Origin of the sequence: Neomoorella stamsii, assembly GCF_002995805.1 — a bacterium.
Classification (GTDB): Bacteria; Bacillota; DSM-521; order Neomoorellales; family Neomoorellaceae; genus Neomoorella; species Neomoorella stamsii.
Genome location: NZ_PVXL01000021.1, coordinates 150,565 through 162,591 on the forward strand (window position 1 = coordinate 150,565; position 12,027 = coordinate 162,591).

The following is a 12,027-nucleotide window of genomic DNA, read 5'->3' on the forward strand; positions in this document are numbered from 1 at the left end:
AGTTCGCCCGGGTCGTTACCCTGGCAGACCAATGTAAGCATAATGACCTGAGTCTTAACTGGTCTTGTAATGGAGAGCCAGGTGCGGTAAAAATCGCAAGCCCGGTCGGGAAGGGGCATGGGAAAAACTGGCTTTAGCCAGGCGTCCCATGCCTACTTCACCATGTACAAGTGCCTGCTAATGTATCAAATAGCAGTTGTTGAGGAAGGAGTGCCTGAATGGTATCTTTAATCGTCTTAGTTGTTAGCCTGGCAGTAACTATCTACCTCGTTCAAAAAGGGCACCAACTCTATTGGGGATTGTTAGCAGGGTCGGTTTTTTTAAGTATAACAAAGGGTAACAATTTAAAAGCAACAGCTCAAGTATTCTGGCAAGGCTTATCCTCTAACAAGGCGATTGAACTTATCGCTGCTGTAACTATTATTACCATTCTCACCTCGGTTCTGACCAAATGCAACCTGCTGGAGGGCATGGTAAAGAGTTTATCTAATTTTTTAAATAACCCCAAATTAACTATTATGGGGATACCCGCTCTAGTGGGCGGCATTCCTGTAACAGGGGGGGCGATTATTTCGGCTCCTTTAGTAGACCAACTTGGTTCCCAACTAGCCCTGAGCAACGCCCGTCTGGCAGCTATTAACGTTATCTTTCGGCACGTGTTTATCTTTGTAACTCCTTTTCGCACCCATTACATTTTAGCCGCCAGCCTTTCTGCTATACCAATATTTACTATGGTTAAGACCCTGGCCCCATTAACGGTTTTAGGGCTGATTAGCGGTTACTGGGTTTTATTACGCAAGGTCCAGGCAAACAAGCAAGACAACCTAAATCTCCGTTGTCGTTTAGCTGCGGGATTTAATTTTTTACTTTTAGCCTCACCCTTAAGCCTCATCTTTATTGGGATAATTATTGGCCTGAGGTTAGATTTGGCGTTAAGCTTGGGTTTGATGTTAGCCCTTTTGTTAGCGGTTGGCAACCCTAATTTAAATTTTAACACCATAATTAAAGGAATAAACTATCAGCTGATTATAACGATAGCCTCAATAGCTGTCTTTATAACGGTGGTTGACGACCTTGAAGTGTTACCTAAATTACTAAATGAGATTATTACGTATGGTATCTCCCTAAAGTTATTAGTCTTTGTGGTCCCCTTGATCATCGGCTATATAACGGCGGATATTACCGCCTGCATAGCCCTTGTTTTACCCTTAATGTCGCCCCTTTTACCCCTTGATGAAACGAGGCTTTATTACGTGACAACCATGTATGCCGCCAGCTTTATTGCCTATATAATCTCACCTTTACACTTATGCCAAGTGCTTACTATTGATTATTTTAAAATAAATCTTATGCAAATATACCGGGAATACTGGTCTATTATTCTGATCCTTTTCATTGGTATCCTCGTACTTTTTTTCTTAAACATCCGAGTTGTATAGACTCAGTTTTATTCTGATACAATCCCATCCCTAGCGTGCAAGTTCAACTCTACCGGGACAAGTTCGCATACAACGGCAGATAACGAATTATTAGGGATTGCTGCGGCGCCGGATTTCTACGGCGGCGTAATTGAAGGTCCCGGGCAGGGGTGCCCGGGGCTTTTTTACCCGCACCAGCACTTCCTCCACCGGGAAGCTGGTGAGTATCTTTTGAGCTACAGCCTCTGCCAGGGCTTCCAGGAGTTTAAAGCGCTGCCCGGTGACGGTTTCCCGGATCAGGCGATAAACCGCATCGTAATTAACCGTGGCCTGCAGGTCATCAGCCTGCCCGGCCGGGGCGAGGTCCAGGTAGAGCTCGGCATCGACGATGAAGGGCTGGCCGAGCTCTTCCTCGGCAGGGTGGCAGCCGTGGAAGGCATAGAATTCCAGCCCGTCCAGGATTATTTTATCCTTACTCATAACGTCCTCCCTGATGGCAAGTTTTTCACCACTTATTTGCCCCGGATCAGTGCCATGGCTTCCGCCCGGGCGGCCTGGTCGCGGCGGAAAAGGCCGCGGACGGCGGAGGTGATGGTTAGATGGCCTGGCTTTTTGACCCCGCGCATGCTCATGCATAAATGCTCGGCTTCAATGACGACTACCACGCCGTAAGGGTCCAGCTTCTCCATGATAATATCGGCGATTTGCGATGTTAAACGTTCCTGGACCTGGGGCCGCCGGGCGGCGATATCCACTACCCGTGCCAGCTTGCTCAGGCCCGTGATTTTACCCCGCGGTATATAGGCCACATGGGCTTTCCCCAGGAAGGGGAGAAAATGGTGTTCGCAGACGGAATAGAGGGGAATATCCTTGACCAGTACCATTTCTTCGTGGTGCTCATCAAAGACGACCGTCAATTCTTCACCCGGGTCGCGGTCGATACCGGCGAAGATCTCGGCATACATATCGGCAATACGGCGCGGCGTTTCCCTCAAACCCTCCCGCTCCGGGTCTTCGCCTACAGCCTCAATAAGCATCCTTACCGCCTGGCGGATTTTTTCTTTATCCATGATCTTTCCTCCCCGGCGATTTACCGCTGTTTTTTGTCATTAAAACATATATCTTACGGCCAGTCAATTGTACTTAGAAGGAAAATGGCTTTCAAAAGCGAAATATGTTTCATCCAGGAGAATGCGGGGGTGGAAATATGACCATCGCGGCTACCTATGCCGAACAATTGCGTTTTTTGGGTATTGGCGAGGCGGAACTAGCCCTGATGCACGCGGAAAGAGATATCTTTATGAAAGAAGCCGATACTGTAGTTAAAAACTTTTATGACCAGCTTGTCCAGTATCCTTACCTTGATGCTATGATAAAAAACCACAGCACGATAGAGCGACTCTCCCAGACGCAGAAGGCCTATTTTATCAGCCTTACCTCCCCGGCCATAGATGAAGAATATATATCCTGGCGCCTGCGCATTGGCAAGAAGCACCAGGAAATCGGCCTCTATCCCAAGTGGTACCTGGGGTCCTATCGCCTTTACTTCAGTGAGCTTCACCGCATTATCTGGCACTACCATGGTGATGATCCTGATTTGGCCCTGCGCTTGCTGGAGGCTTTTACCAAAAGGCTTGTCTTTGACATGCAGCTGGCCATTGAAAGCTATATTATTGACCAGCTCCAGCACCTGACCCGTTTCCATGATGAAATCGCTGCCGTAGCCAGGATTATCGGCGATATTGCCGAGCAGACGAAGATTCTATCCCTTAATGCTTCCATAGAAGCGGCCCGGGCCGGGGAGCACGGCCGCACCTTCTCGGTGGTGGCCCAGGCGGTACGGGACCTGGCGGCCCGGACTTCCCAGTCGGCTAAAGATATCACCCAGAAGGTCCAGGAGAACCACCGGGTCCTGGCCAGAATGCAGCAAACGGGGAAGTGATCAAGAACATTGGCCCATGAGGATTTACAGGCTTACCTAGCCTACCTGGAACAAAAGGGGATGCTCCACCGGGTGAAGGTAGAAGTCGACCCGGTCCTGGAAATTGCTGCCGTAGCCGATCGGGTGGTGAAAAAAGGGGGGCCGGCCCTCCTCTTTGAACGGGTTAAGGGTTCCCCTTTGCCTGTAGCCACCAATCTTTTCGGTAGTGTGGAGCTGGTGAAAGCGGCCCTGCAGATTGCCGACCTTGAGGAACCGGCCGGTAGGTTAAGGGCTTTACTTGATTTACCTGCGACGGCCGGCGGCTGGCTGGAAAAACTAAAACACCTGCCGCGCCTGGCCGAGCTGGGCCGTTTTCTTCCGCGCCGGGTCAAAACCGCCCCCTGCCAGGAGGTGCGGGTTGACCCTCCTTCCCTGGCGGAACTGCCGGTACTGCAGCTCTGGCCGGAAGACGGCGGTCGCTTTATTACCCTGCCCCTGGTTTTCACCCACGACCCGGTTACCGGCCGCCGCAACGTAGGCATGTACCGCATGCAGGTATTTGATGACCGCACCACCGGCATGCACTGGCAGATCCACAAGGACGGGGCGGAACACCTGCGCAAGAGTGGTGACCGCCTGGAAGTAGCCGTAGCCCTGGGGGCCGACCCGGCCGTGATTTATGCCGCTACTGCCCCCCTGCCCCCGGGATTTGATGAAATGCTTTTCGCCGGGTTCTTACGCCGGGAACCGGTGGAGATGGTCCCGGCCTTAACGGTGAATGTCGAAGTGCCGGCCCGGGCGGAAATCATCCTGGAAGGTTATGTGGACGTCCGCGAAAGGCGCCTGGAAGGCCCCTTCGGCGACCATACGGGTTACTACTCGCCGGCCGACTATTACCCGGTTTTTCACCTGACTTGTCTGACCAGGCGGCGCCAGGCCGTTTACCCGGCCACGGTGGTGGGGCCGCCGCCCATGGAAGATGTCTATTTAGGCAAGGTAACGGAACGGCTCTTTTTGCCCCTGATCCAGCTCCATCTGCCGGAGGTTGTGGACATTAACTTTCCAGCCGAGGGGGTATTCCACAACTGCGTTATTGTCTCCATCCGCAAGAGCTATCCCGGCCAGGCGCGCAAGGTCATGCACGCCCTCTGGGGCATGGGGCAGATGATGTTTACCAGGTTGATCATCGTCGTTGACGACGACGTAAATGTGCATGATCCTGGTGAAGTGCGCTGGCGGGTCCTGGGTAACATCGAGCCCCGGCGGGATGTGGTAATCGTGGACGGGCCGGTGGACGCCCTCGATCATGCCTCGGCCTATACGGGTTACGGCAGCAAGATGGGCCTGGACGCCACCCGGAAACTACCGGAGGAAGGGTACCCGCGGCCTTGGCCCCGGGAAGCGCGCATGAGCCAGGAGATTTTAGAACTCATCGACAGGAAGTGGCATGAATATGGCCTGCCGTAAGTTAAAGATCTTCCTGGAAATGATCAAGTTTGAGCATACTATTTTTGCCCTGCCCTTTGCTTACCTGGGGGCTTTCCTGGCGGCCGGCGGCAGGCCGGCCCTGGCCCAGCTCGGCTGGATCACCCTGGCCATGATCGGGGCGCGGACGGCAGCCATGTCGTTAAACCGCCTCATTGACCGCCATATTGATGCCTTGAACCCGCGCACGGCCGGCCGGGCCCTGCCCCGGGGACTTTTGTCCGTGGCCGAAGTGTGGCTGTATACGCTTCTTTCCTTTGGCCTTTTATTGTATGCCGCCCTGCAGCTCAACCGGCTCTGCGTGCAGCTGTTGCCCATTGCCGTTTTTGTCCTGGTGATCTATTCCTATACCAAACGCTGGACCTGGGCCTGCCATCTGGTCCTGGGGCTGGCCGATGCCCTGGCCCCAGTGGGAGCGTGGGTGGCCGTCCGGGCGGCCATTGACCTGCCGGCCATAGTCTTAGGCCTGGGCATGGGGAGCTGGGTGGCGGGGTTTGATATTATCTACGCCTGCCAGGATTACGATTTTGACCGGCGTTACGGCATTCACTCCATACCGGCCCGTTTTGGCAAGGCCAGGGCCCTGATCATAGCCCGCTACCTGCACGCCCTGGCCATCTTGATGCTGGCCCTGGTGGGCTTGCTCCTGCACCTGGGCTTAATCTATTTCCTGGGGGTATTACTGGCGGCCGTAATCTTAATCTATGAGCACCGTTTAGTTTCCCCGGAAGACCTCTCACGCTTAAATTTGGCCTTCTTAAACTTGAATGGCTATTTAAGCGTACTCATGTTTGTTTTTACCTTTCTGGCGTTAACCTGGCGCTGAAAGGAAGCTGGAAAAAGGAGCAAAAAAATGGGCGGGAAACGATTAATCTTCTTTTTGCTTATCCTGTTCCTGGCTTTGATGGCAGCCGGCTGCAAGGCACCGGCAGGTAAGGGCCAGGGAGAGGAAAGCCTGAAGCTGGGCCTGATCCCGGTGGAAGACAACTTCCCCTTTTTTGTAGCTGAGCAGGAAGGCCTTTTTGCCAGGGCCGGGCTGGAGGTCGAGTTAGTCCCCTTCAATAGTGCCCGGGACCGCGACCTGGCCCTGCAGGCTAACAACATCGACGGTGAAGTGGCGGACATTGTGGCCACGGCCCTCCTGCGGAAAGGCGGGACGCCGGTCAAAATCGTCTCCCTGACCATGGGGGCAACACCGTCCGAAGGGCGCTTTGCCCTGGTCGCCCGGCCTGGTTCCGCTGTCAGCCGCCCGGAACAGCTCAAGGGAGCGACCATGGGCATTTCGGAAAATACCATCATTGAATATGTCGCCGACAGGCTCCTGCAGGGCGCGGGGGTAGAACCCGGCAGCGTGCAGAAGGTGGCCGTGCCCCAGATTCCGGAACGCCTGCAGCTGCTCCTGGGGGGCAGGCTGGAAGCAGCCCTCCTGCCTGATCCCTTTGCCACCCTGGCCGAGAAAAAGGGCGGCCGGGTCATCCTGGACGATACGAAAATTAACCGGAATTTATCCCAGGTGGTCCTTATCTTCCGGGAAGAAACCATCAAAGAAAAAGCGACAGCCATCAAGAAGCTGCTGCAGGTTTATGCCGAGGCGGCCGGCCTGGTAAGCAGCCAGCCGGATAAGTACCGGGAGGTGTTTATTACCAGGGCCAGGATTCCCGCAGAGCTCAAGGATACGTACCTGGCGCCTAAATTTTCACCGCCCCAGGTACCTGGAAAAACCGAAGTGACCGATGTCCAGGAATGGATGGTGGCTAAAAAATTATTACCGGCGGCGTACAGCTACGAAGAACTGGTGGACCCCACCTTTGTCCTTGGCGGCAGGGAGAATAAGTGATCCGGGTTTTTAACCTTGATTACACTTATTATACCGGCGGGGGGGCTGTACCGGCGCTGGTGAACATTAACCTCACCGTGCCGGCGGGGCAGACCTGTGTCCTCATAGGCCCTTCAGGTTGCGGTAAAACAACCCTGCTCTACCTGCTGGCCGGTCTTCTGCAGCCTGCCAGGGGGGAAATATGGATCGGCGGGGAGAGAATAACAAAGCCGCGGCAGCGGACGGCGATTATTCTCCAGGATTACGGCCTCTTGCCCTGGAAAACGGTGTGGGAAAACGCGGCCCTGGGCCTGGCCCTGCGGAAGTTCACCGCCCGCCAGCAGCAGGAGCGCCTGCAGCCTTTGCTGGCCGGCCTGGGGCTGGCCGGCCTGGAGAAGCGTTACCCGGCCCAGCTGAGCGGGGGACAGAAACAACGGGTGGCCATTGCCAGGGCCCTCTCCCTTGAACCGGACGTCCTGTTGATGGATGAGCCCTTTTCGGCCCTGGATGCCCTGACCCGGGAGAGTTTACAGCAGACCCTGGTAGAAATACAAAACCAGCGCCGGCTGACTACCGTGCTGGTTACCCATAACATCGAGGAAGCCGTTTTCCTGGGACAGCAAATTATTGTCCTGACAGGAGCGCCGGGACAGGTAAAGGCGATCCTGGCTAACCCGGGAGCAGGGAGCGGGGACTACCGCTTTACCAGCAAGTTCCATCACCTCTGCTCCCGGGTGCGCCAGCTCCTGCAAGAGTAAGCATCTCGCAGTGCCCCGCCCTCGCTTCGGCTTTGCCAAGGCCGCTTCGCCGCTCGGTAGAAGCTCGCTCCAAACAAAAGCCATCCTTTTAGTGCAGCAATCTTTTACGGAGGTGCGCCCAGCTGCCATGCGCGACTCCCGCCAAGCCCTGTCCTATATTTTGTCTATCCTTTTTTTATTTAGCCTCTGGTGGCTTGTGGCCGTATGGATCAACAACCCGGGCCTGCCGGGTCCTTTGCCGGCCCTCCAGAGCCTGGTTAAGGTGTGGTGGCCGGAACTGGCCCGGCACCTTTATATCAGCACCTACCGGGTGCTGGGGAGCCTGGCCCTGGCCCTTATAATAGCTGTACCTTTAGGCCTCCTGGCCGGCCGCCACCCGGCTTTTGATTCCTTCCTGGCGCCCCTGGTCTATTTGCTTTACCCGGTTCCCAAGGTGGCCCTGTTACCTGTAGCCATGGTCCTCTTGGGCATTGGTGACGCCACCAGGGTGCTGGTCATTTTCCTGGTCATTGTCAACCAGATCCTGATTACGACCCGGGACGCAGCGCGGCAGATCCCTCACCAGTTGCTGCTGTCCGTTGCTTCCCTGGGGGCCGGGAAAATCAGCCTCTACCGCCAGGTAATTTTACCTGCCTGTTTGCCAGAGATCATTACTGCCAGCCGCATTTCCCTGGGCAGCGCCATTTCCGTTCTTTTTTTAAGTGAAACCATTGCCGGCAACAGCGGCGTGGGCTATTTTATCCTTGACGGCCTGTTCCGGGCCGATTACGGTGCCATGTTTGCCGGGATCCTGGCCATGGCCGGCATGGGGCTGGTGCTGTATATGTTGCTTAATTTCCTGGAATATCTCCTTTGTCCCTGGCAGCGGCTGTAATCAGCATTGCGGGGCCGGCAGGGGAGGCAAAGCTTCGGCGTAATTATGGTTGTAGAGCCAGGCGAAGGGCGGCAGCAGTATAAAAGGAGCCTTCTTCCTGCCCGGCACCTGCCGGGCGGGCCAGGCGCCGGGCATCCTGGACGACTTGCCAGGCGGGGTCGTCCAGGACCGTCTCCCCGGCGGCGATAATCTTTACCGTCTGTTCAATAATGTCTGGTTCGAGGCCAACCCTGGTCATGATCTCCCGGGCCAGGGCAGCGCTGCCTGCCTTTTCTCCGCCCGCACCCAGGTCGTAGAAGAGGCAGGCCGCGATGGCCACCAGGGGTTGCACGCCTTCTTCCCGGGCTATTTTTTCGGCAAAGCCAGCGGCCTTTAAGGCCAGGTTTAGCAATTCCCGGTGGTGGAAGAGATTTTTCCGGGCTTCCACTTCCAGCTTATCGCGGATTACCCGGGGCTGGCGCTGGTAAACGGCGGCCATTTCTCCCAGGCACTTGCTGGCGTAGGAACACCAGGCGGCACAGCCGGGGTCAAAGCGGGGGTTGGTTACCAGCTTGCGGCAGTGGGGGCAGCGCAAGGTGACGTCGTCTTTCCAGAACTCAATCAGGCCGCCGCAGTGGGGGCAGGGTTCCTCGAAAATATCGTCAGGCTTCCAGTAGCGCCGGTCCTGGCCGGGGCAGCGTCCCAGGCTCATTTTTGGGTCCCCCCCTTCAAAAATGTTACCTGCATACTAATACACAGGCTTCCAGGCTGCTATGATGGAGATCACATCTTATGTAAAATTTACCTTGCGCCAAATTGTAGCTCCGGTAGGAAAATTGGACCAGGGCGTAGAAAAAGTTTCAACAAGAAAGGGGATTTACCAGGATAAATGCCACCTGCAGAGATAGTGAAAAAAATTTCTCTCCTGATTATTACCAGCTTGCTCCTCCTTTTCACCGGAGCAATACCCGCACTGGCTGCAGACGCTGCCGGCCCCCCCGGGCTTACGGCAGCGGCAGCGGTACTGATGGATACAGCTACGGGAAAGGTGCTCTTCGCTAAAAATCCCGACGAGCGCAAGGCCCCGGCCAGTACCACGAAAATCCTCACCGCCATGATTGCCCTGGAAAAGGGCCATTTAGATGATGTGATTACTGTTGGACCAAACCCGCCCCGGGTGGACGGTACCCGGGTCTACCTGGTGGAAGGGGAGAAAGTCACCCTGGAGAACCTGCTTTACGGGATGCTCCTTAACTCCGGTAACGATGCCGCCCTGGCTATAGCCGAACATTATGGTGGTTCTATGGAAGGCTTTGCCCGGCTGATGAATGAAAAGGCCGCATCCCTGGGCGCCTTAAATTCCCACTTTGTAACGCCCAATGGCCTGTCAGACCCTAACCATTATACCACGGCCCGGGACCTGGCCATCATTGCCCGGGCCGCCATGCAGGATGAAACCTTTCGCCGCATAGTAGCTACCAGAACCCGGCCCTGGCACGGCCAGGAATGGGAAACAACCCTGGTCAACCAGAACAAACTCCTCTGGAACTATGAAGGTGCCGACGGCGTCAAAAACGGGTATACTTCCGAGGCCCGCTTTACTCTGGTAGGCTCGGCCACCCGGCAGGGGCAGAGTTTTATTGCCGTTGTTCTGGACGAGCCCGGTGCCCGGGCGGCCGAGCAGGACGTGGCCGCTCTCCTGGATTATGGCTTTAAGGAGTTCCGTTCTTTTCAACTGGTCCGACAGGGTGAGATAGTAGCCGTAATTGACCCGGGCAACGGGAAAAAGATAGAACTGGCTGCGGCCGGTAACCTGGCTGTAGTCCGCAAAAATGATAATAGTAGTCCCCCCACCGGGCAACTGCAATTATCTCCCCTCAAAGGGCCTCTATCCGCTGGTACCCGCGTAGGGGAGATGGTTTTCCGGCAGGATGGGGAAATAGTAGGCCGCGTGGACGTAATTAACCGCCAGCCCATCCCGGCCCGGCCCCTCAGTCTCAGTGACTGGTGGCTGCGGCTGAGCCTGGCTCTGGGGGCCTTCTTCCTTTTATACCGCCAGGCGCAGGTTAAGCGGCAGCGCCGGCGGGTCTTCCGGAGCCGGGTTTTCAGCGATTACCCTTGAGTCCACTAATACCACCCAGGCCGCAGCCAGCCCCCGCTGGTCGCACAGCTACCCGGCTATATCAGGAGAGGAAGCCGCTTCTAGCCCGGGTAGCCAGGGGAATACCTAAGGCCCTGGCCGTTACCGGGTCCAGGGCAGCCAGGTCGGTCTTGTTGACCTGCCGGACGGATTTCTTGCCCAGGGCGCGTACTCCTGCCATGATTTCGGCGTTACAGGCCCTTAAGAAATTGGCCAGATTATGGGCCGCCTTGTCTACATCCAGCTGGTCCTGATAGCGGCCCTGGGCAAAGACTACCTGTACCGGAGGTTCCCAGGGCATGGCTTTTAAGACCTGGGTGTGGGTAAGGGCGAAGAGGGCTATGGTACCGATATATACGGCGTTGGCCCCCAGGGCCAGGATTTTTAAAAAGTCGCCCGGGGTAACCAGCCCGCCGCCGGCTATCAGGCTTACTTTGTCTTTTACCCCATGTTTTTTTAGAAAAGTGGCCGCGCGGTTGACGGCATAGACCGTGGGCACGCCAAAGTCATCCTGGACAATGGGCGGTGAGCCCTTGGTGGCCGCCCCGGCTCCATCTATGGCAATAAAGTCGACGCCTGCTTCCAGGAGGATGGCCAGGTCCTTCTCCAGGTCATTGCCGGCACCGATTTTAGCACCAATGGGAACGCCCCCGGTCAGGTGGCGTAACCTGGTGACGAGGGGTGGCAGGTCTTTTTGAGGATCTTTGATACCGGGCATACGGGCATGAGTTACAGCCGCCTGGCCGGGCTTGAGCCCGAGAAGGTGACGGCCTTTCGGAGGAATCTCGTCATAATTGATGCTGTGGCCCAGGCCGCCTCTGGCTGCCTGGCCAAACTGGATTTCCACCATGTCGGCCTGCTTGAGTATGCGTGGGTTATGATTCCAGCCGCCGCGGTTGTACTGGACGATGAGGTGCCTGGCAGCCTGCCTTTCGGAAGGCAAGAAAGGCCCTTCTCCGGTATTGGTGGCGGTACCGGCCAGGCTGGCTCCCCTGGCCAGGGCTATCTTGGCCTTTTCGCTTAAGGCCAGTCCGTAAGCCATGCCGGAAACGATGATCGGCATGCTTATTTTCAGGGGCCTGGCCGCTTGGGGCCCCAGGGTTACCTTTGTATTAACGGGAACACTTTCCTCAACAGGAAGCTTTGCCAGCTGCGCCAGGTTAAAAACAAGGCCGTCCGTACCGGGGAAACGCCAGGGGCTACCAAAAGGCCTCTGGATGAGTTGCCCCTGCTGGGCACGCAAATTGGTCTCAACAATTTTCTGGAGGCCGGTACGCGTTGAGGCTGAGACAAACTCCCAGAAATTCTCCTCATAGGGATCGGTCATCACGGTTTTAAGAAAAGAATCGTGAATGCGGTTAAGCAGGGGACGGCTGAAAAGCCATAGCCCCAAACAGGTCAGACCGGCCGAACCCAGAGCCATTTTCCAGATAACGGTAGTCCCGGCTTTTCTATTTCCCATCTGGCGACCCGTTCCTTTGTGGACAATGTATTATCAGTATTTGCACCCTGTATTTAAAATATCCAAGAACTTAGCAAAATCAAGGCAGGACGGTATTTAACAAAAAAAGGAAGTTCAAAATAGTGCAGATGAAAATAGCAATTTCAGGGCTTCAGAAACAGTCCGTTAGCAAAT

General features: G+C 55.6%; 12 protein-coding genes. 8 read left to right on the forward strand and 4 right to left on the reverse strand.

Going from position 1 to position 12,027, the window contains the following annotated elements; all coding sequences use genetic code 11:
* Positions 1–218 precede the first annotated feature (218 nt).
* Positions 219–1,439: a DUF401 family protein gene (locus tag MOST_RS03015; protein WP_054936223.1), complete on the forward strand. Its 1,221-nt coding sequence runs from the start codon at positions 219–221 to the stop codon at positions 1,437–1,439.
* A gap of 90 nt (positions 1,440–1,529) precedes the next feature.
* On the opposite strand, the gene folB is transcribed toward MOST_RS03015, so the two are convergent.
* Positions 1,530–1,898 carry a dihydroneopterin aldolase gene (folB, locus tag MOST_RS03020; protein WP_054936222.1) on the reverse strand — a complete coding sequence of 123 codons (369 nt, stop codon included), beginning with the start codon at positions 1,896–1,898 and terminating at the stop codon, positions 1,530–1,532.
* Between the two features lie 32 nt (positions 1,899–1,930).
* Positions 1,931–2,488, reverse strand: coding sequence for a GTP cyclohydrolase I FolE (folE, locus tag MOST_RS03025; RefSeq protein ID WP_054936221.1), 558 nt, complete (start codon positions 2,486–2,488; stop codon positions 1,931–1,933).
* Between the two features lie 137 nt (positions 2,489–2,625).
* Here folE and MOST_RS18140 point away from each other — a divergent pair, with 137 nt between their 5' ends.
* From MOST_RS18140 to MOST_RS03055, 6 genes are all read left to right on the forward strand, one after another.
* Positions 2,626–3,360: a globin-coupled sensor protein gene (locus MOST_RS18140; protein ID WP_054936220.1), complete on the forward strand. Its 735-nt coding sequence runs from the start codon at positions 2,626–2,628 to the stop codon at positions 3,358–3,360.
* A gap of 9 nt (positions 3,361–3,369) precedes the next feature.
* Positions 3,370–4,806 carry a menaquinone biosynthesis decarboxylase gene (locus MOST_RS03035; RefSeq protein WP_054936219.1) on the forward strand — a complete coding sequence of 479 codons (1,437 nt, stop codon included), beginning with the start codon at positions 3,370–3,372 and terminating at the stop codon, positions 4,804–4,806.
* Complete coding sequence (locus MOST_RS03040; RefSeq protein WP_054936218.1) at positions 4,793–5,650, forward strand: UbiA-like polyprenyltransferase; 858 nt, start codon at positions 4,793–4,795, stop codon at positions 5,648–5,650. Before MOST_RS03035 ends, MOST_RS03040 begins: the two co-directional genes overlap by 14 nt.
* A 27-nt stretch (positions 5,651–5,677) precedes the next feature.
* Complete coding sequence (locus MOST_RS03045; RefSeq protein ID WP_054936217.1) at positions 5,678–6,661, forward strand: ABC transporter substrate-binding protein; 984 nt, start codon at positions 5,678–5,680, stop codon at positions 6,659–6,661.
* Complete coding sequence (locus MOST_RS03050; protein WP_054936216.1) at positions 6,658–7,398, forward strand: ABC transporter ATP-binding protein; 741 nt, start codon at positions 6,658–6,660, stop codon at positions 7,396–7,398. The genes MOST_RS03045 and MOST_RS03050 overlap by 4 nt, the downstream gene beginning before the upstream one ends.
* Positions 7,399–7,525: 127 nt before the next feature.
* Positions 7,526–8,272, forward strand: coding sequence for an ABC transporter permease (locus tag MOST_RS03055; protein WP_106007017.1), 747 nt, complete (start codon positions 7,526–7,528; stop codon positions 8,270–8,272).
* A 43-nt stretch (positions 8,273–8,315) separates the two neighbouring features.
* On the opposite strand, the gene MOST_RS03060 is transcribed toward MOST_RS03055, so the two are convergent.
* Positions 8,316–8,963: an HD domain-containing protein gene (locus MOST_RS03060; RefSeq protein ID WP_054936215.1), complete on the reverse strand. Its 648-nt coding sequence runs from the start codon at positions 8,961–8,963 to the stop codon at positions 8,316–8,318.
* Positions 8,964–9,140: 177 nt separating this feature from the next.
* On the opposite strand from MOST_RS03060, the gene MOST_RS03065 reads away from it, so the two are divergent.
* Complete coding sequence (locus MOST_RS03065; RefSeq protein ID WP_083476534.1) at positions 9,141–10,373, forward strand: D-alanyl-D-alanine carboxypeptidase family protein; 1,233 nt, start codon at positions 9,141–9,143, stop codon at positions 10,371–10,373.
* A gap of 61 nt (positions 10,374–10,434) precedes the next feature.
* Here the strand turns inward: MOST_RS03065 and MOST_RS03070 are convergent, their stop codons facing one another.
* Positions 10,435–11,853, reverse strand: a complete 1,419-nt coding sequence (locus MOST_RS03070) for an FMN-binding glutamate synthase family protein (protein WP_054936213.1) — start codon at positions 11,851–11,853, stop codon at positions 10,435–10,437.
* Positions 11,854–12,027: the final 174 nt, after the last annotated feature.